Source organism: Pseudomonas sp. NBRC 111127 (genome assembly GCF_001320345.1).
GTDB lineage: Bacteria > Pseudomonadota > Gammaproteobacteria > Pseudomonadales > Pseudomonadaceae > Aquipseudomonas > Aquipseudomonas juntendi.
Window position 1 is genome coordinate 24,935 of sequence record NZ_BCBD01000015.1, and the last position, 20,532, is coordinate 45,466.

The window sequence follows — 20,532 nt, forward strand, 5'->3', positions numbered from 1 at the left end:
CTACTCCAACGGTATGGCCACGCTCAGGCTGGTGCCCTCGCCCGGCTGACTGTCCAGCACCATGCTGCCGCCCAACATCAGTACCCGCTCGCGTACGCCGACCAGGCCAAACGAGGTGGGCCGGGTCTGCTCACGGCAAAAGCCCTGGCCATCATCACTGACTGTCAGGCGTAACTGCCCGCCCTGATGAACCAGCTCGATTTCCACGCTGTGCGCCTGGGCATGGCGCATCACATTGGTCAACGCCTCCTGCAGAATGCGGAACAGCCCGGTGGCCTTGGCGTCACTCAATGCTGGCAGATTATCCGGTACCTGCACCAGGCAGGGGATTTGCGTACGGGCTTCGAAGCGCCTGGCCTGCCACTCGATGGCCGAGGCGATGCCCGCGTCGAGGATCGGCGGGCGCAGGGCAGTGGCCACATCACGCACCAACTGGAACAACTGGGCGATCAAGCGCTTCATGCTGGCCAGGCGCTCGTTGAGCCCCGGGTCCAGCTCGGCAAACGCCAGCTCGCACATCGACACTTCCAGCTTGAGCACGGTCAGCATCTGCCCCAGCTCATCATGCACTTCGCGGGCGATGCGGGCCTTCTCTTCCTCGCGCACGCTTTCCAGGTGGGCCGACAGCTCGCGCAGCTGCTCCTGTGACTTGGCCAGCGCCAGTTCGGCCCGCTTGCCCTGGGTGATATCCCACACCACGCCGTCCCATACCACCTGACCGTTGCCCAGGTGCCGGGTACTGGCCTTGATGTCGGCCCAGCGCTGTTCACCCTGGCGGGTGAGAATACGCCCCTGCCAGGACCAGTCCTGGTCGCTGGCCAGGGCCAGGTCCTGGACCCGGTGGTAATCGGCGCGGTCATCGGGGTGTACCAGGTTGCGCAGGCCCATTTGCGGGTGCTGGATCTCGCTGGGCGCATACCCGACCAGGGCCTCGCTGCCTTCACTGATATAGGGGAACTCCAGCTCGCCCTCGGCCGGGTCCCGCTCCAGGCGGAACACCAGCCCCGGCACGTTGCCGGCAATGCCCTTCAGCCGCGCCTCGCTTTCGCGTAAAGCCGCCAAGGCCCGGTGCCGTTCGGTAACGTCGGCCAGGTACACCACCAGGTACTCCGAGTCGCGAAAGCGCAAGAAGCTCAACGACAGCTCGACCGGCAGCAAGCTGTGGTCCGCGCGCTTGCACTGCGCCTCGAACTGGCCGACACCGCCAGCCCCGGCGCGGGCGCCTTTCCACAGCTCCAGCCAGCGGTCCATGCTCAGGCTCGGTTCGAAGTCGCTCAGCGGCCGCTCCAGAAGCTCGCCGTCGGCATAACCGAGCATGCGTTCAGCGGCGTGGTTGGCGTACCGGACATGGCTGTCCCAGTTGACCCACAGAATACCCACCGTACTCTGGTCAATCGCGAACTGGCTCAGGCGCAGGGCCTCTTCACGCACCTGGCGCTCCACCAGGCTTTCCCGCGCAGCCAGCAGGCTGCGCTCCAGCTGGCGCTGTTGCCGGCGTTGCCATAGCAGGGTAGCCAGGGCGCACAGCAGCAGCAGGCCGAACAGCAGCGCCAGGTTCTGCCAGAAACCGGGCGACTCGCTCAGGCGCGGGTACTTTGGCTGCAACCAGCGCTGGTGCAGTTGCTCCAGCTCCTTGGCAGGCAGGGCCTGCAAGCCTTGTTCGAGCACATCGGCCAACACCGGCCAGTCACGCCGCGAGCCAAGCCGCAGCAACTGCGGCAGGCCAATATCGCCCACCACGGCCAGCTCACCGAACTCGCTCTCGCGTGACAGGCGGCTGAGTTGCGCCTCGTCCAGCACGGCGAAGCTGGCCTGGCCGCCCACCACCAGCTGCAAGGCCTCGCGCTCGCTGGGCACCCCCTGCAAGTTCAGGTTGCTGTAGTTACCGCGCAAGTACTCTGCCAGTTGGCTGGGCATGCGCACGGCCACGCGCTGCTCGCGGTCGAGCTTTTCCAGCTCGACCGCCATGGCCCCGGTGCGTGGCCCTACCACCAATTGCGGCACGCGCATGTACGGGTCGCTGAACAACCACAGGCGCAGGCTGGCCGGGGTCTGGGTAAGGCCGGGGGCGAAGTCGATTTCGCCGTTCTGCAGGGCATGCTCCAGGCTGGCCTGGTCACTGAAATGGCGCCAGGTCAGGTCCAGGCGCAGCACGTGTGCCAGGTTGCTGACCAATTCGACGTTGGCACCGTACAACTGCTGCAGGCGCCGGTCGAACTGAGCATAGGGCGCTTGCAACACCAGGCCCACACGCAGGCTGCGGTGCGCGTCCAACCACTGCTGCTGGGCCGGCTCGAGCGCAACAGTGGCCGGCGCCTCGGGCCGGGCAAAGGCAATCAAGGGCAGCCACAAGCAGCCGATAACCAACAGGCGACGCACTCGCTTCATCTATACGCTCGTCTTGGCAAGGCGGCCATGCAGCATGGCCGTCACGGGCAAATACTATTAGGCTGCCGGTATCATTCTGGCCTTGGGTTGACGCATGTCCACACTTTATCGCACGACGCTGGCAATGTGCTGCCTGGCTTCGCTCCTGCCACTCGGCGCCTTGGCCGCCGATGCCGAAACACCGCCGGCGGCCAATGCGGCACCGGCCGCCGAAACACCGCGCCCGCCGCTGCTCGAGCGCAGCCAAGAGGATGCCCTGGCACTCGAGCGGCTGGTACCCAAGGCCGAGCAACAGACGCTACAGGCAGGTGCCGACAGTTTCCTGGCGTTGTGGAAGCCGGCCAACGACAGTGATCCGCAAGGTGCCGTGATCATCGTGCCGGGTGCCGGCGAAAACGCCGACTGGCCAAATGCCGTTGGCCCGCTGCGGCAAAAATTCCCTGATGTCGGCTGGCACAGCCTGAGCATCAGCCTGCCTGACCTGCTCGCCGACAGCCCGCAAGCCCGGATAGAAGCCAAGCCCAAGGCCGCAACGGACCAAGCCCAGGGTGAGCGTGCACCGGTCAAGGATGTGCCAGCCGACGCCAATGCCAATGTCGCCCAGGCCACCGCCGCCGATGCCGACACCGCAGAAAGCACCGATACCGAACTGGCCAGCGAACAGAGCGACCCGGCCGATGCCGAGCGGATTTTCGCCCGCCTGGACGCTGCCGTGGCGTTCGCCCAGCAGCGCAATGCCCGCAGCATCGTGCTGATCGGCCATGGCAGCGGTGCGTACTGGGCTGCACGCTACCTGAGCGAAAAACAGCCGCCGCAGGTGCACAAGCTGGTCATGGTAGCGGCGCAGACGCCGGCGCGCGTGGAGCATGACCTGGAAAGCCTGGCGCCGACGTTGAAGGTGCCCACCGCCGACATCTACTACGCCACCCGCAGTGCTGACCGCAGCGCCGCCGCGCTGCGCTTGCAGGCCAGCAAGCGGCAGAAAGACAGCCAGTACCGGCAGTTGTCGTTGATCGCCATGCCAGGCAACCAGGCCGCCGAGCAAGAGCAGTTGTTCCGCCGCGTGCGAGGCTGGATGAACCCGCAAGGGTAAGGTTGCCCCTACAGGTAGGCCACAATATTCAGGCGTTGTGTATTACCTGTGGGAGCGGGCGTGCCCGCGAAGAATCCAGCGCGGTGGCTGGCACCGGCTACGCCGGTGTTCGCGGCGGTTCGAAATGACCGCTCCCACAAGGACCCAGCTAAATCAATAAGTTATGCATTGTTCTATGAGGGCTGGCTTGCCGGCGATGAGGCCCTCAAAGGCCCCGCCGCTTGCGGATCATGGCATAGGCCTGGTGCAACTCCCGCGTGCGCTCGGTCGCTTCACGCACCTGTGCCTCGCTGGCGCCGGTGCCTGCCAGCTTGTCCGGGTGATGCCGGCTGACCAGCCGGCGATACGCCTGCTTGACCTTGTCAGCTTCGGTGTCCGCCTCTACCGCCAGCAAGCGCAACGCCGCCGCATAGGTCATGGCCAACCCTTCCGGCCGGGCAGCCCTGCGCGGCTCGTATTCCACCGACATGGCCTGCACCTGGCGCCGGCTCAGGCCCAGCTTCTGCCCCCAGTCCAGCAGCAGCTCACGCTCCTTGTTGCCCATCTTGCCGTCGGCCCAGACCATGCGCCAACAGGCGCGCAAGGTGCCTTCGGCCGCATGCGGCTGTTCGCGAATCCGCCGCAAGTGGCCGCCAAGCCGGTCCTTGCCGGCCTTGCCACGGTTGAACGCCTTGATGGCGCGCAAGCGGGCCGGCTCCGCCAGGTCCAGCCGCGACATTTCCTGGCGCGCCTGCTGGATATGCTGCTCGGCCACCCGGCCATCGCTCTTGGCCAGGCGCCCCAGCATCACGAACAGCAACTCATCGTCAGCCAGCGCCGGACGCCCGCTCAGGCGGTCGCGCATGTCATCCCAGCCCTGCAGGCGCAAGCGGCGGTCGAGGGCCTGGCCGAGCAGCAGCCCCAACAGCGCCCCGGGGATGTTGGCCACGGCAAAGCCCGCGCCAGCGCCAATCAGTGTGCCTGGCCACCACATGTCAGGCGCGCTCGCCGATCAGCCGCTCGGCCTCGGCCAGGCGCTCGAGCGTACCGACGTCCACCCAGTGCCCGCGGTAGTGCTCGCCCGTGACCCGGCCAGCCGCCATGGCCTGACGCAACAACGGCGCCAGTTTGAAGGCACCAGCCTGGCAACCCGCGAACAGCGCCGGGTGCAGGACCGAGATACCACTGAACGTCAGCGTACCCGGCGCGTCGTCGCCATCGACCACCTGCCCGCCCGCCAGGCGGAAGTCGCCACGGCCATGGTGGCCAGGGTTATCGACCAGCACCAGGTGCGCCAGGCCTTGCAGCGGGGCCTGCAGGCGGGTGAAGTCGTAGTCGGTCCAGACATCGCCGTTCACCAGTAGGAAGGGATCGTCGCCCAGCAAAGGCAGCGCCTTGAAGATGCCGCCGCCGGTTTCCAGCGGCTCACCCTCCGGCGAGTAGCAAATGCGCAGGCCGAAGCGGCCGCCATCGCCCAGGTGCTCTTCGATCTGCTGGCCGAGCCAGGCATGGTTGATCACCACTTCGCGGACACCCGCAGCCGCCAGCGCACGCAGGTGGTACTCGATCAGCGGCTGGCCGGCGACCGGAACCAACGGTTTGGGGGTATGCAGCGTCAGCGGGCGCATGCGTTCACCCTTCCCCGCCGCCAGGATCATTGCCTTCATGCACGCGCTCCGGCTTGCAGCTCGGCAATCAGCTCACCCAGCTCCGCTAATTCGGGCCGGCGACCGATCACTTCTTCTATATAGGCGAAGAAACGCGGCACGTCCCCCAGGTAGCGCGGCTTGCCGTCGCGGTGGCAGATACGGGCAAAAATGCCAATCACCTTCAAATGGCGCTGCACGCCCATCAGGTCGCTGGCACGCTGGAACGCCTCGAACTCAGCATGAACCGGGATACCGGCCGTCAGTGCCTGCTGCCAGTAGGCACGCAACCAGCCTTCGACGCGCGCCTGTGGCCAGCTGAGGAAGGCATCCTTGAACAGGCAGGTAATGTCGTAGGTGACCGGGCCGTACACCGCATCCTGGAAGTCGAGCACGCCAGGGTTTGGGGTGCTCTGCATCAGGTTGCGCGGCATGTAGTCGCGGTGCACCAGCACTTTCGGCTGGGCCAGGGCGCTGTCGATCAACAGTTGGCTAACGCGCTGCCAGGCAGCTTTCTGGCTGTCGTTGAGGGCCAGGCCAAGCTCGCGCCCTACGTACCATTCGGGGAACAGTTCAACCTCGCGGCGCAGCAGGGCGTCGTCGTAGCTGGGCAACTGGGCGTCCATCGGCAGGCACTGGAACTTCAGCAACGCCTCGATGGCGTCGGCGAACAGGCTGTCGGCATTATCGGCATCAATGATATCCAGGTATGTCTGGTGCCCCAGGTCACCCAGCAGCAGGAACCCGCGCTCCAGGTCCTGGGCGTGGATCTGCGGCACATTCACACCGGCACCGGCCAGCAGGTGGTCGATGGCGACGAACGGTCGGCAGTTCTCCTGTGGCGGGGGCGCGTCCATGACCACGAGGCTGCGCCCAGCCCCCTGCCAGCGGAAGTAACGGCGGAAGCTGGCATCGCTGCTGGCCGCGGTCAGGCGGCCTTCGGGCACCTCGCCCCAAGCCTTGCTGCGGAAAAGTTCATCGAGCTGCTCGGCGAGCCAGACCGTCAGCTGTTGCAGGCGTACATCGTGTTCAGGCATTACAAGGGTCTCCGACGGCCCTAGCCGTCAAGCGGGTCATGCTTTATTATCCAGCATCTTTTTCAGACCATCGAGAGGCGTGCGGCCCCACACGCGGGCAGATGGCACGCAGGAAGCCCGGACTAATAAGATGGCATTGAAATCCCCCGCGTTTCGTAGAAAGTTTCCGTTGCTGGTCACCGGCGGTCTGCTGGCCCTGCAACCTCTGGCCACATCGTACGTGGTGGCAGCCGAGCAGTTTGACTGCCAAGTGTCCGCCGCCGGCGGCTGGGACTGCAAGCCCAAGACCCCAGCCAGCAACCTGCCGCCACGCCCAGTGCACGAAGGTGCCGCCGTCAGCGGCGGCACCGAAGCCGCGAGCGAAGGCGAAACTGCGGACCGGCCGGTGCTGGTCACCGAGGCCAAAGGCCGCGGCCTGAAGTCGCGCAGCGAAGACTACAGCCACCTCGACTGGGTGCCGCGTGAAAAGCTCACTGCTGCACAGCTGGCCGAAACCGGCCCGTACTGCGGTGGCGCCTACATCGAGCCAACTCGCCCAGGCATGGCCGACACCACGCCCAAGGACGAGTCGCCGACCTACATCAATGCCAAGGTGTCCAAGTACCAGCAGGAGCAGCAGATCGCTACCCTCGCCGGTGACGTGGTCATGCGCCAGGGCAGCATGCAGGCCGAAGCGGACGAGGCCAACCTGTACCAGGCCGAAAACCGTGGCGAGCTCAAAGGCAACGTCAAGATCCGTGACAACGGCTCGCTGGTAGTCGGTGACCAGGCACAGATTCAGCTCGACACGGGCGAAGCCCAGGTCGACAACGCCGAATACGTGATGCACAAGTCGCATATCCGCGGTAGCGCCCTGTACGCCAAGCGTGGCGAAAACGCCATCATCCGCCTCAAGGACGGTACGTACACCACCTGCGAACCGGGCAGCAACGCCTGGCAGCTGAAGGGCAACAACATCACCCTGAACCCGGCCACCGGCTTCGGCACCGCGACCAACGTCACTCTGCGGGTCAAGGATTTCCCGGTGTTCTACACACCGTACATCTACTTCCCGATTGACGATCGCCGCCAGTCCGGCTTCCTGCCACCTTCGTTCAGCAGCAGCAGCGACACCGGCTTCATGCTGGTCACGCCGTACTACTTCAACCTGGCGCCGAACTACGACGCCACGTTGTACCCGCGCTACATGACCAAGCGCGGCTTGCTGATGGAAGGCGAATTCCGCTACCTGACCAAGTCCAGCGAAGGCCAGTTCGGCGGCGCGTACCTGAACGACAAGAACGACGACCGCAAAGACCAGACGGACTACAAAGACCAGCGCTGGATGGTCAACTGGCAGCACAAGGGTGGCCTGGACGAACGCCTGATGACCGAGGTGGACTACACCGACATCAGCGACCCGTTCTACTTCCAGGACCTGGAGTCCGACCAGATCGGCGTGGAAAGCCGCGACGTGCTGAACCAGCAGGGCGCGCTGACCTACCGTGGCGACAGCTACACCGCGCGCCTGAACGTGCATGCCTACGAAATGGCGACCATTTCGCAGATCACGCCGTATGACCGCCTGCCGCAGCTGACCCTCAACGGTACCCTGCCATTCCAGCCAGGCGGCCTGAACCTGGGTTACGAGACCGAAGCGGTACGCTTTGAACGTGACCTGAAGAATGACTTTGTCCGCGACAAAGACGGCAACCCGGACTTCTCGGCCGGGGCAGCAGGTCGTCGCCTTGATCAGAACATCCAAGGTATCGAGCGGGCCAACGGCACCCGCTTGAATGTGGCGCCGTCCATCAGCTACCCGATGACGGCCAGCTATGGGTTCCTGACGCCCAAGCTGAAATATGCCTACACCCAGTACGACCTGGACCTCGACAGCAAAGGCAAGGCCGATGCAATCGCCCTGGAAGCTGCAAATCCAGCCGCCTACGGCAGCTACGACAGCTCCGTAAGCCGCGATGTACCGATCTTCAGCGTCGACAGCGGCCTGTACTTTGACCGCAATACCTCGCTGTTCGGCAACAACTACCGTCAAACCCTCGAACCGCGCATGTTCTACCTGTACGTCCCGTACAAGGACCAGAAGGACATCCCGCTGTTCGATACTGGCGAAACCCTGTTCAGCTACGATTCGCTGTTCCGCGACAACCGCTTCAGCGGCACCGACCGCATCGGCGACGAGAACAAGCTGTCGCTGGGTGTCACCACCCGCTGGATCGAAGACAACGGCTTCGAGCGCCAGAACTTCAGCATCGGCCAGGCCTACTACTTCAAAGACCGCAAGGTACAGTTGCCGGGTATCGACTACCGCACCCGCAAAGACTCGCAGTCCGACGTGTCGCCATACGCCCTGGTGTATAACTACTACTTCAACCGCGACTGGCGCTTCAATTCGGACTTCAACTGGGACCCGGACAGCCGCAGCACCCGCTCGGGCAGTGCGATGTTCCACTACCAGCCTGAAGACAACCCGAACAAGATCGTCAACCTCGGCTACCGCTACCGTAACGATACCATCGCCTACGACTCGACAACGGGTACCTGGAAGGTGGGCGGCGGTGACTATGGCACCCCAGGCGATCCGAACTACATCAAGGATTACTACAAGATCCAGCAGCACGATTTCTCGGTCATCTGGCCGATCGTGCCACAGTGGAGCGTGATTGCCCGCTGGCAGCATGACTACAACCGCAACCGCACCCTGGAAGCCATGGGTGGTTTCGAATACGACAACTGCTGCTGGAAGCTGCGCCTGGTCAACCGGTACTGGATCGACTACGACGATTTCAGCCAGGCCCTTCCGCAGAACGAAAAAGGCGACCACGGTGTCTTCCTTCAGATCGTCCTGAAAGGCCTCGGTGGTGTAGTTGGCAACAAGGTCGAATCTTTCCTCGACCAAGGCATTCAAGGTTACCGTGAACGTGAAGACCAAGCTTATTGATCGACTGCGCCCAGTGCTGCTGGGCGTCGCTTTGCTGAGTGGCGCGGTGCATGCCGCGGTACAGCCGCTTGATCGCGTGGTGGCCATCGTCGACAACGACGTGGTCATGCAAAGCCAGCTGGACCAGCGCGTGCATGAGGTTCAGCAAACCATCGCCAAGCGCGGCGGCAGCGTGCCGCCCGCCGGCGCCCTGGAACAGCAGGTACTGGAACGCCTGATCGTCGAAAACCTGCAACTGCAGATTGGCGAACGCTCCGGCATTCGCATCACCGACGAAGAACTGAACCAGGCCATCGGCACCATTGCCCAGCGCAACGGCATGTCGCTGGACCAGTTCCGCGCAGCGTTGGCCCATGACGGCCTGTCGTTCGACGACGCCCGCGACCAGGTCAAGCGCGAGATGATCATCAGCCGCGTGCGCCAACGCCGCGTGGCCGAGCGCATCCAGGTGTCGGAGCAGGAAGTGAAGAACTTCCTCAACTCCGACATGGGCAAGATGCAGATGTCGGAAGAGTACCGCCTGGCCAACATCCTGATCCCCACCCCGGAAGCCGCCAACTCGGCAGACATCCAGAAGGCTGCACGCCAGGTGGGCGAGGTGTACCAGCAGCTCAAGCAAGGCGCGGACTTCGGCCAACTGGCCATCGCCCGTTCCGCCAGCGAAAACGCCCTGGAAGGCGGCGAGATGGGTTGGCGTAAAGCGGCCCAGCTGCCACCAGACTTCGCCAAGATGCTCAGCAGTATGCCGGTGGGTGAAATCACCCAGCCGATCCGCATCCCCAACGGCTTCATCATCCTCAAGCTGGAAGAGAAGCGTGGCGGCAGCGAGAACGTGCTGCGCGACGAAGTGCACGTGCGCCACATCCTGATCAAGCCAAGCGAGATCCGCAGCGACGCGGCCACCGAGCAGCTGGCCGAGCGCCTGTACGAACGCATCAAGAACGGCGAAGACTTCGCCGAACTGGCGAAAAGCTACTCGGAAGACCCGGGCTCAGCGCTCAACGGCGGTGACCTCAACTGGGTCGACCCGAACAGCCTGGTGCCGGAGTTCCGCGAGCAGATGGCCAACGCCCAGCAAGGCGTCGTGACCAAGCCTTTCAAAACCCAGTATGGCTGGCACGTGCTGGAAGTACTGGGCCGTCGGGCCACCGACAGCACCGAGCAGGCGCGTGAGCAACAGGCCCTGAACGTGCTGCGTAATCGCAAATACGACGAAGAGCTGCAAACCTGGCTGCGCCAGATTCGCGACGAAGCCTACGTTGAAATCAAGCTGCCTGGCGCCGACCAGGCCGCCCAGTGAAGCCCCTGCGCTTCGCCGTCACCCCCGGCGAGCCGGCCGGCATAGGTCCTGACCTGTGCCTGCTGCTCGCCGCAGACGCCCAGCCCCACCCCCTGATTGCCATCACCAGCCGTGACCTGCTCGCCGAGCGGGCCACCCAGCTGGGGCTGGCTGTCGACCTGTTGCCGGTTGCCCCGGGCCACTGGCCCGAGCAGCCAGCGCCAGCGGGCAGCCTGTATGTCTGGGATACACCGCTGGCGGCCCCGGTAACACCGGGCCAGCTCGACACGGCCAACGCCGCGTTCGTGCTGCAAACCCTGACCCGTGCTGGCCAGGGCTGCCTGGACGGGCACTTCGCCGGGATGATCACCGCCCCCGTGCACAAGGGGGTGATCAACGAGAGCGGCATCGCCTTTTCCGGGCACACCGAATTCCTCGCCGAACTGACCCAAACCGCACAAGTGGTGATGATGCTGGCTACCCGCGGCCTGCGCGTGGCCCTGGTTACCACCCACCTGCCGCTGCGGGACATCGCCGACGCCATCACTGCCGAGCGGGTCGAGCGGGTTACCCGCATCCTGCATGCAGACATGCGCGACAAGTTCGGCATCACCGCCCCACGCATCCTGGTGTGCGGCCTCAACCCGCATGCCGGTGAAGGCGGCCACCTGGGCCGCGAAGAAATCGACATCATCGAGCCGACCCTGGCCCGCCTGCGCGCCGAAGGCATGGACCTGCGCGGGCCGCTGCCGGCCGATACCCTGTTTACCCCCAAATATCTGGAGCACTGCGACGCGGTGCTGGCGATGTACCACGACCAAGGCCTGCCCGTACTCAAGTACAAGGGTTTTGGTGCGGCCGTGAACGTGACCTTGGGCCTGCCGATCATCCGTACCTCGGTTGACCACGGCACCGCCCTGGACCTGGCCGGCAGCGGCAAGGTCGACACCGGCAGCCTGCGCGTCGCGCTGGAAACCGCCTACCAGATGGCCGAGAACCGACCATGAACGAGCAATACCAACACCGGGCGCGCAAGCGCTTCGGCCAGAACTTCCTGCACGACGCCGGCATCATCGACCGTATCCTGCGCGCTATCCACGCCAAGCCTGGCGAACACCTGCTGGAAATCGGCCCGGGCCAGGGCGCCCTGACCGAGGGCCTGCTGGGCAGCGGCGCGCAACTGGACGTGGTCGAGCTGGACAAGGACCTGGTGCCGATCCTGCAGCACAAGTTCGCTGACCGCAGCAATTTCCGCCTGCACCAGGGCGACGCCCTGAAGTTCGACTTCAACCAGCTGGGCGTCCCGCCGCGCAGCCTCAAGGTGGTGGGTAACCTGCCCTATAACATCTCCACGCCGCTGATCTTCCACCTGCTCAGCCATGCCGGGCTGATCCGCGACATGCACTTCATGCTGCAGAAGGAAGTGGTCGAGCGCATGGCCGCCGGCCCTGGCGGTGGTGATTGGGGGCGGTTGTCGATCATGGTGCAGTACCACTGCCGCGTGGAACACCTGTTCAACGTTGGCCCTGGGGCGTTCAACCCGCCACCGAAAGTGGATTCGGCCATCGTGCGGCTGGTGCCGCACGAAGTGCTGCCTCACCCGGCCAAAGATGCACAACTGCTGGAGCGGGTGGTGCGTGACGCGTTCAACCAGCGCCGCAAGACACTGCGCAACACCATGAAGGGCCTGCTCGACAGCGCGGCCATCGAAGCTGCCGGCGTGGATGGCAGCCTGCGCCCGGAGCAACTGGACCTGGCCGCCTTCGTGCGCCTGGCCGATCAGTTGGCCGATCAGCCCAGAGCCTGATCCGACCTGATCCGGCCTCTTCGCGGGCATGCCCGCTCCCACAGGTACATCACCCCTTCCAAATGGGGTGGAATTCTGTGAGAGCGGGCGTGCCCGCGAAGAGGCCAGCCCAGACAACACAAAACCCCCAGCCCTTCCACCGCTGGCCCTCCCCCCCGCCAATGGCCTAGACTGCATTATTGCGTCAGTTCGCCCAAGGCCCTTGCATGTCCGACCCCCGCTATCAAATCGACGTCAGCGTCGTGACCCGCTACCTCAAAGAGCAATCCGACCCAGAAAACAGTCGTTTCGCTTTCGCCTACACCATCACTGTGCAGAACAACGGCTCGCTGAAAGCCAAACTGCTGTCGCGCCACTGGCTGATCACCAACGGTGACGGCAAGGTCGAAGAAGTGCGCGGCGCCGGGGTGGTCGGCCAGCAGCCCAATATCGAGCCGGGCCAGAGCCACACCTACAGCAGCGGGGCTGTCATCAGCACCCGCGTAGGCACCATGCAGGGCAGCTACCAGATGTTTGCCGAAGACGGTAAACGTTTCGATGCCGAGATCGCCCCGTTTCGCCTGGCGGTGCCCGGGGCCCTGCACTGATGGCCACTTACGCCGTCGGCGACCTGCAGGGCTGCCTGCAGCCACTCAAATGCCTGCTCGAACGCGTACGCTTCGATCCCGCCGTGGACCGCCTATGGCTGGTGGGCGACCTGGTCAACCGCGGCCCCGAGTCACTGCAAACGCTGCGCTTCCTGTACTCCATGCGCCAGTCCCTGGTCTGCGTGCTGGGCAACCACGACCTGCACCTGCTGGCCGCCTGGCACAACGTCGAGCGCCTGAAGAAAAGCGACACCTTGCGCGAGATCATCGAAGCGCCAGATGCGGACAAGTTGTTCGACTGGCTGCGCCAGCAAAAGCTGCTGCACTACGATGAGGCGCGGGGCGTTGCCATGGTTCATGCCGGCATCCCGCCGCAGTGGACGCTCGGGCAAGCCCTGAAGCTGGCAGACGAGGTGGAACAGGTGCTGCGCGATGACACTCGCCTGAAGTTGTACTTGGATGGCATGTACGGCAACGAGCCGAACAAGTGGAGCAAGAACCTCACCGGTATCGAGCGCCTGCGGGTCATCACCAACTACTTCACGCGCATGCGCTTCTGCACCGCAGAAGGCAAACTCGACCTGAAAAGCAAGGAAGGCCTGGGCACCGCGCCCAAAGGCTACAAACCCTGGTTTGCCCACAAGGACCGCCGCTCGCGGCACGTGAAGATCATCTTCGGCCACTGGGCCGCCCTTGAAGGGCGCGTCGACCAGCCTGACGTCATCGCCCTGGACACCGGCTGCGTGTGGGGCGGCGCCATGACCCTGTACAACCTCGACAGCGGCCAATACCACCGCTGCGACTGCGCCGCCGACGGCACCCTGCGCCAGCCGGCACAACCCACTACACTCAATGACCACACCTGAAGGAAGTAGTACCCATGAGCGAATTCAAGCGCATCCCTCCCGAGCAGGCCTTGGAGCTTCGCAAGCAAGAAGGTGCGGTCGTGGTCGATATCCGTGACTCGCAAGCCTTTGCTGCCGGCCACATTACCGGCGCCCGGCATCTGGATAACCATTCGGTCGCCGAGTTCATCCGCAATGCCGACCTCGACGCCCCCACCCTGGTGGTCTGCTACCACGGCAACTCCAGCCAGAGCGCTGCCGCCTACCTGGTAGGCCAGGGCTTCTCCGACGTGTACAGCGTCGACGGTGGTTTTGAACTGTGGCGTACCACCTACCCGGCCGAGACAGCCCAAGGCGCTGCCGAATAAATATTTTCATTTTTACTGCAGCCCGCGCCCTGCGCGGGCTTGCGGCTTACCTGACGAACGGTCGTTCGTAACTTCTGCGCTCCTCGCCCCTTGACCTTGCAGATAACCAACTACGCTTAAGCTCAGGCCATCCAAAAAAGGGGAGAGCCGGTACACCGGCGTGCGGGTCATCGGTAGCGTAACAGGGTGTTCTGGGGGGTATAGAGCAACTGGCGAACCCGGTTGCTTGCCAGCATCAGCTGACTGATCCGGCGTCGTCTCCACGTATCGAGCGAGGTGACGTCATGAGTATTTTTAGCCACTTCCAACAACGTTTCGAGTCAACGCGCCAGGAAGAACTCTCGCTGCAGGAGTACCTCGAGCTGTGCAAAGAGGATCGCAGTGCCTACGCATCGGCGGCCGAACGGCTGTTGCTGGCCATCGGTGAGCCAGAGCTGATCGACACCTCTACCAACTCCAGGCTGTCGCGCATTTTTTCCAACAAGGTGATCCGCCGCTATCCAGCCTTTGCCGACTTCCATGGCATGGAAGAGTGCATCGACCAGATCGTGTCCTACTTCCGCCACGCCGCCCAAGGCCTGGAGGAAAAGAAACAGATCCTCTACCTGCTGGGCCCGGTAGGTGGCGGTAAATCGTCGCTGGCGGAAAAACTCAAGCAGCTGATGGAGCGCGTACCGTTCTACGCCATCAAGGGCTCACCGGTGTTCGAATCGCCATTGGGCCTGTTCAACGCCACCGAAGACGGGGCCATTCTCGAGGAAGAGTTCGGCATCCCGCGGCGCTACCTCAACACCATCATGTCGCCCTGGGCAACCAAGCGGCTGCAGGAGTTCGGCGGCGATATTTCCAAATTCAAAGTGGTCAAGCTCTACCCTTCCATCCTCAACCAGATCGCCATCGCCAAGACCGAACCGGGCGATGAAAACAACCAGGACATCTCTGCCCTGGTCGGCAAGGTCGACATTCGCAAGCTCGAGGAATACCCACAGAACGACGCCGACGCCTACAGCTACTCGGGTGCACTGTGCCGGGCCAACCAGGGCCTGATGGAATTCGTGGAAATGTTCAAGGCGCCGATCAAGGTCCTGCACCCCTTGCTCACCGCCACCCAGGAAGGTAACTACAACAGTACCGAAGGCCTCGGGGCCATCCCGTACACCGGCATCCTGCTGGCCCACTCCAACGAATCGGAGTGGCACACCTTCCGTAACAACAAGAACAACGAAGCGTTCATCGACCGGATCTACATCGTCAAAGTGCCGTACTGCCTGCGCGTCAGCGACGAAATCAGGATCTACGACAAGTTGCTGGTCAACAGTTCGCTGTCCAAGGCCCATTGCGCACCGGACACGCTGAAAATGCTGGCGCAATTCACGGTGCTGTCGCGGCTCAAAGAGCCTGAAAACTCCAATATCTATTCGAAAATGCGCGTGTACGACGGTGAAAACCTCAAGGACACCGATCCGAAGGCCAAGTCGATTCAGGAATACCGCGACTCGGCCGGCGTCGACGAGGGCATGAATGGCCTGTCGACCCGCTTCGCGTTCAAGATCCTGTCCAAGGTGTTCAACTTCGACCCACACGAAATTGCCGCCAACCCCGTGCACCTGTTGTATGTGCTGGAGCAGCAGATCGAACAGGAACAGTTCCCTGCAGAAGTGCGCGAACGCTACCTGCGCTACCTGAAGGAGTACCTGGCACCGCGCTACATCGAGTTCATCGGCAAGGAAATCCAGACAGCGTACCTGGAGTCCTACAGCGAATACGGCCAGAACATCTTCGACCGCTATGTGCTGTACGCCGACTTCTGGATCCAGGACCAGGAATACCGCGACCCGGAAACCGGCGAGATCCTCAACCGCATCGCGCTCAACGAAGAGCTGGAGAAAATCGAGAAGCCGGCCGGCATCAGCAACCCGAAAGACTTCCGCAACGAGATCGTCAACTTCGTGCTGCGCGCACGCGCCAACAACAATGGCAAGAACCCAAGCTGGCTGAGCTACGAAAAACTGCGGGTGGTGATCGAGAAGAAAATGTTCTCCAACACCGAAGACCTGCTGCCGGTCATCAGCTTCAATGCCAAAGCCAGCAAAGAGGACCAGAAGAAACACAACGACTTCGTCACCCGAATGGTGGAGCGTGGTTATACCGACAAGCAGGTGCGCCTGCTGTCGGAGTGGTACCTGCGGGTCAGGAAATCGCAATAAAGCGGCAAGCCGCCTAGTGCCAAGCTACAAGCTGCAAGCCACAAGCTGGCTGGCGCCGGCGCATGCCAGGCGCCTGCATCTGCGGCAGCGATGGCTGCTTTTACTTGCAGCTTGAAGCTTACCGCTTGGCGTCCAGGGCTTGTGGCTTGCAGCTGCTCCAGCTACCGGAGGGACCATGAGCTACGTTATAGACCGCCGCCTGAACGGCAAGAACAAGAGCACGGTCAACCGCCAGCGCTTCCTGCGGCGGTACCGCGAACACATCAAGAAGGCCGTCGAAGAAGCGGTAAGCCGCCGCTCCATCATGGACATGGAACACGGCGAGCAGATCAGCATTCCCGGGCGTGATATCGACGAACCGGTGCTGCACCATGGCCGCGGGGGCAAACAGACCATCGTGCACCCCGGCAACAAGGAGTTCACTGCCGGTGAACACATACCCAGGCCGCAAGGCGGCGGCGGGGGTGGCGGCGGCCGTGGCAAGGCCGGCAACTCCGGCGAAGGCATGGACGAATTCGTCTTTCAGATCACCCAGGAAGAGTTCCTCGAATTCATGTTCGAAGACCTCGAATTGCCCAACCTGGTCAAACGCCACCTGACCGGTGCCGACACCTTCAAAACTGTGCGCGCCGGTATCGCCAACGAAGGCAACCCGTCGCGCATCAACATCGTGCGCACCCTGCGCTCGGCCCACGCCCGGCGTATCGCCCTGACCGGCAGCAGCCGTGCCCTGCTGCGCGAAGCACAAAAAGAGCTGGCGCGCCTGCGCGTAGAGGAACCGGACAATTTCACCGATATCCAGGAAATCGAACAGGAAATCGAGCGCCTCAAGGCACGCATCAACCGCCTGCCGTTTCTCGACACCTTCGACCTCAAGTACAACCTGCTGGTCAAGCAACCCAACCCCAGTTCAAAGGCGGTGATGTTCTGCCTGATGGACGTGTCCGGTTCGATGACCCAGGCGACCAAAGACATCGCCAAGCGCTTCTTCATCCTGCTGTATCTGTTCCTCAAGCGTAATTACGACCGCATCGAAGTCGTGTTCATTCGCCACCACACCAGTGCCCGCGAAGTGGACGGGGAAGAATTTTTCTACTCGCGGGAAACCGGGGGCACCATCGTTTCCAGCGCACTCAAGCTAATGCAGGAGATCATGGCTGAACGCTACCCGGCCAGTGACTGGAACATCTATGCTGCCCAGGCGTCCGACGGCGACAACTGGAACGACGACTCGCCAATCTGCCGCGATATCCTGGCCAAGCAGATCATGCCGCACGTGCAGTACTACACTTACGTCGAAATCACCCCCCGTGAGCACCAGGCGCTGTGGTACGAATACGAACGCATCGGCGAAGCCTTCCCCGACACGTTTGCCCAACAGCAGCTGGTATCGGCCGGCGACATCTACCCGGTCTTCCGTGAACTCTTCCAGCGCAGGTTAGCCACATGACCGCCAGAGCACAGAGACGCCAACCCATTTCCACCGGGTCCGAATGGACGTTCGAACTGATCCAGACCTACGACCGGGAAATCAGCCGCCTGGCCGAGCGCTACGCCCTGGACACCTACCCCAACCAGATCGAGGTGATCACGGCCGAGCAGATGATGGACGCCTACGCTTCCGTCGGCATGCCGCTGGGCTATCACCACTGGTCCTACGGCAAGCAGTTCCTCAGCACGGAAAAGTCCTATAGCCGTGGCCAGATGGGCCTGGCCTACGAGATCGTGATCAACTCCGACCCCTGCATCGCTTACCTGATGGAAGAGAACACCATGTGCATGCAGGCACTGGTGATCGCCCATGCCTGCTATGGGCATAACAGCTTCTTCAAAGGCAACTACCTGTTCCGCACCTGGACGGATGCCAGCTCGATCATCGACTACCTGGTGTTCGCCAAGCAGTACATCGCGCAGTGCGAGGAACGCCACGGCATTGACGCCGTGGAAGACCTGATCGACTCCTGCCATGCCCTGATGAACTACGGCGTAGACCGCTACAAGCGGCCCTACCCTATTTCTGCCGAAGAGGAGCGGCGCCGGCAACAGGAGCGCGAGGAACACTTGCAGCGGCAGATCAACGACCTGTGGCGGACCATCCCGAAAAGCGCCGACAAGGGCAATGACCGCGATGAAGGGCGCTTCCCCGCCGAGCCGCAGGAAAACATCCTGTACTTCATCGAAAAGAACGCCCCGCTGCTGGAACCCTGGCAACGGGAAGTGGTGCGCATCGTGCGCAAGATAGCCCAGTATTTCTACCCGCAGCGCCAGACCCAGGTGATGAACGAAGGCTGGGCAACCTTCTGGCACTACACCCTGATGAACGACTTGTACGACGAGGGGCTGATAACCGAAGGCTTCATGATGGAGTTTCTGCAGTCGCATACCAGTGTGGTGTTCCAGCCTGGTTTCGACAGCCCGTACTACAGCGGCATCAACCCTTACGCGCTGGGCTTTGCGATGTACACCGACATCCGCCGCATGTGCGAGAACCCAACCGAAGAGGATCGCCACTGGTTCCCCGACATTGCCGGCAGTGATTGGCTTTCTACCATCAAGTTCGCCATGAGCAGCTTCAAGGACGAGAGTTTCATCCTGCAATACCTGTCGCCCAAGGTCATGCGCGACCTCAAGCTGTTCAGCATTCTCGATGATGACCAACGGGACGATCTGCTGGTACCGGCCATTCACGACGAGTCGGGTTACCGGCTCATTCGCGAGCAGCTGGCAGCCCAGTACAACCTGGGCAACCGTGAGCCGAACGTGCAGATCTGGAGTGTCGACCGCCGTGGGGACCGCTCCCTCACCCTGCGTCACCAGCAGCACAACCGCAAACCGCTCGGCGACTCGACCGACGAAGTCCTCAAGCACCTGCATCGGCTGTGGGGCTTCGATATCCACCTGGAGACCGTGCAAGGCGAGCAGGTGGTCAAGACCCACCACATGCCGCCACGTGGCGAGCACGGCGACGGCGGCGAATACGGCCGCATGGACCTGGCGGTGATTCACCATCTCTGAAGCCACGCCATGACTGCCGGCGGGTTATGCTGTCGGCAGTTATGGAGAGTTGCTCATGCACATTTACAAGGTTGGCGGTGCCGTACGTGACCGCCTGCTCGGCCGACCGGTCAGCGATATCGACTGGCTGGTGGTAGGTGCCAGCGTCGAGGAAATGCTGGCCAAGGGTTACCGCCCGGTTGGCGCCGACTTCCCGGTATTCCTGCACCCGAAAACCGGCGAGGAATACGCCTTGGCCCGTACCGAACGCAAAAGCGGGCGCGGCTACGGTGGCTTCACCTTCCATGCCAGCCCCGACGTAACCCTGGAAGAAGACCTGATCCGCCGCGACCTGACCATCAATGCCATGGCCGAGGATGAGGCCGGGCAGGTTCATGACCCTTACCAGGGCGCGCGGGATCTGGACCAACGCCTGTTACGCCACGTTTCCCCAGCGTTCGCTGAGGACCCGCTGCGTGTGCTGCGGGTGGCGCGCTTTGCTGCGCGCTATGCACCCTTGGGCTTTCGGGTGGCCGATGAAACCCTGGAGCTGATGCGCCAGATCAGTGCCTCGGGCGAATTGCAGGCCTTGACTGCAGAGCGCAGCTGGAAGGAGATCGAGCGCGCGCTGATGGAGGCGCAGCCGCAGGTGTTCTTCCAGGTCCTGCATGCGTGCGCCGCCCTCCGGGAACTGTTGCCTGAGCTTGATAGCGCCCCCCAAGCCCTGGCTGCGCTGGAACAAGCAGCTGCGCATCACCAGCCCCTGCACGTGCGCTGGGCCTGCCTGTTGCACCAGTTGCCCCCCGCCTCGATCAAGACCGTCAACCAGCGCCTCAAGGCGCCGCGGGAATGCCAGGAGCTGGCCCTGCTGACGGGTGAGTGCCTGGTGCAGGCTGATCAGGCGCTGCAGCTGCCTGCCATGTCACTGCTGGCGCTGTTGCAGAAGTTCGATGTGTACCGGCGCCCGCAGCGGTTTGAGGATTTCCTGGCTGCCTGCGAGATGGTGGCACTGGGGAATTGCAAAGCGGGTTATCCACAGGGCGAGTACTTGCGTGGCGCTGCGGCAGCGGCGCGGGCGGTGGATGTGAAGCCGCTTGTGCAGGCTGGGCTGACTGGCCAGGCACTGGGCGAAGCGCTCAAAGCGCAGCGGCTGAAAGCGCTTGAGGCTTACCGGCACTGCTAGTGCTACCGGCCCTTTCGCGGCTAAAGCCGCTCCCATAGGTAGCGCGCCAACGTGAAGGCAACACAGCCCCTGTGGGAGCGGGCAAGCCCGCGAAGCAGGCGCCGCGGTTTCTGGCACCGGCTGCGCCGGTGTTCGCGGGCATGCCCGCTCCCACAGGGGCCTGCGCTGGCTTGGAGTTGCC

General features: G+C 63.1%; 16 protein-coding genes. 12 read left to right on the top strand and 4 right to left on the bottom strand.

Features of this window, described 5'->3' with window-relative positions; translation table 11 throughout:
• Positions 1–2,388, bottom strand: coding sequence for a PAS domain S-box protein (locus tag APH30_RS04925; RefSeq protein ID WP_054911835.1), 2,388 nt, complete (start codon positions 2,386–2,388; stop codon positions 1–3).
• Between the two features lie 94 nt (positions 2,389–2,482).
• Between APH30_RS04925 and APH30_RS04930 the strand changes: the two genes are divergently transcribed.
• Positions 2,483–3,481 carry an alpha/beta hydrolase family protein gene (locus APH30_RS04930; RefSeq protein WP_054911836.1) on the top strand — a complete coding sequence of 333 codons (999 nt, stop codon included), beginning with the start codon at positions 2,483–2,485 and terminating at the stop codon, positions 3,479–3,481.
• A 205-nt stretch (positions 3,482–3,686) separates the two neighbouring features.
• Here APH30_RS04930 and APH30_RS04935 read toward each other — a convergent pair whose 3' ends face one another.
• From APH30_RS04935 to APH30_RS04945, 3 genes are read right to left on the bottom strand one after another with little or no spacing between them, the layout of a single operon-like run.
• The gene (locus tag APH30_RS04935; RefSeq protein ID WP_009685244.1) at positions 3,687–4,454 is read right to left on the bottom strand and encodes a TerB family tellurite resistance protein; all 768 of its coding nucleotides are present in this window, start codon (positions 4,452–4,454) and stop codon (positions 3,687–3,689) included.
• Position 4,455: 1 nt separating this feature from the next.
• Positions 4,456–5,127, bottom strand: a complete 672-nt coding sequence (gene murU / locus APH30_RS04940) for an N-acetylmuramate alpha-1-phosphate uridylyltransferase MurU (RefSeq protein ID WP_054911837.1) — start codon at positions 5,125–5,127, stop codon at positions 4,456–4,458.
• A complete protein-coding gene (locus APH30_RS04945; protein ID WP_054911838.1) occupies positions 5,124–6,143 on the bottom strand; it encodes an aminoglycoside phosphotransferase family protein in 1,020 nt (339 codons plus the stop codon). Before APH30_RS04945 ends, murU begins: the two co-directional genes overlap by 4 nt.
• Before the next feature lie 130 nt (positions 6,144–6,273).
• Here APH30_RS04945 and APH30_RS04950 point away from each other — a divergent pair, with 130 nt between their 5' ends.
• The 11 genes from APH30_RS04950 to APH30_RS05000 all read left to right on the top strand — a co-directional run bounded on the left by APH30_RS04950 (position 6,274) and on the right by APH30_RS05000 (position 20,351).
• Positions 6,274–9,081 carry an LPS-assembly protein LptD gene (locus tag APH30_RS04950; protein WP_054911839.1) on the top strand — a complete coding sequence of 936 codons (2,808 nt, stop codon included), beginning with the start codon at positions 6,274–6,276 and terminating at the stop codon, positions 9,079–9,081.
• Complete coding sequence (gene surA / locus APH30_RS04955) at positions 9,062–10,381, top strand: peptidylprolyl isomerase SurA (protein ID WP_033690895.1); 1,320 nt, start codon at positions 9,062–9,064, stop codon at positions 10,379–10,381. The genes APH30_RS04950 and surA overlap by 20 nt, the downstream gene beginning before the upstream one ends.
• On the top strand, positions 10,378–11,367 hold the full coding sequence (gene pdxA / locus APH30_RS04960; protein WP_054911840.1) for a 4-hydroxythreonine-4-phosphate dehydrogenase PdxA: 990 nt from the start codon (positions 10,378–10,380) through the stop codon (positions 11,365–11,367). Before surA ends, pdxA begins: the two co-directional genes overlap by 4 nt.
• Entirely contained in the window at positions 11,364–12,167 is an 804-nt protein-coding gene (gene rsmA, locus APH30_RS04965) for a 16S rRNA (adenine(1518)-N(6)/adenine(1519)-N(6))-dimethyltransferase RsmA (RefSeq protein WP_054911841.1), read from the top strand. The genes pdxA and rsmA overlap by 4 nt, the downstream gene beginning before the upstream one ends.
• A gap of 206 nt (positions 12,168–12,373) precedes the next feature.
• A complete protein-coding gene (gene apaG / locus APH30_RS04970) occupies positions 12,374–12,754 on the top strand; it encodes a Co2+/Mg2+ efflux protein ApaG (RefSeq protein ID WP_029885942.1) in 381 nt (126 codons plus the stop codon).
• A complete protein-coding gene (locus APH30_RS04975) occupies positions 12,754–13,620 on the top strand; it encodes a symmetrical bis(5'-nucleosyl)-tetraphosphatase (protein WP_054911842.1) in 867 nt (288 codons plus the stop codon). Before apaG ends, APH30_RS04975 begins: the two co-directional genes overlap by 1 nt.
• Positions 13,621–13,634: 14 nt before the next feature.
• Positions 13,635–13,967, top strand: a complete 333-nt coding sequence (glpE, locus tag APH30_RS04980) for a thiosulfate sulfurtransferase GlpE (protein ID WP_009685234.1) — start codon at positions 13,635–13,637, stop codon at positions 13,965–13,967.
• Between the two features lie 284 nt (positions 13,968–14,251).
• Entirely contained in the window at positions 14,252–16,174 is a 1,923-nt protein-coding gene (locus APH30_RS04985; RefSeq protein WP_009685233.1) for a PrkA family serine protein kinase, read from the top strand.
• 175 nt (positions 16,175–16,349) lie between these two features.
• Complete coding sequence (locus APH30_RS04990) at positions 16,350–17,624, top strand: YeaH/YhbH family protein (RefSeq protein WP_054911843.1); 1,275 nt, start codon at positions 16,350–16,352, stop codon at positions 17,622–17,624.
• Complete coding sequence (locus tag APH30_RS04995; RefSeq protein ID WP_009685231.1) at positions 17,621–19,189, top strand: SpoVR family protein; 1,569 nt, start codon at positions 17,621–17,623, stop codon at positions 19,187–19,189. Before APH30_RS04990 ends, APH30_RS04995 begins: the two co-directional genes overlap by 4 nt.
• Before the next feature lie 55 nt (positions 19,190–19,244).
• A complete protein-coding gene (locus tag APH30_RS05000) occupies positions 19,245–20,351 on the top strand; it encodes a hypothetical protein (RefSeq protein WP_009685230.1) in 1,107 nt (368 codons plus the stop codon).
• Positions 20,352–20,532 lie beyond the last annotated feature (181 nt).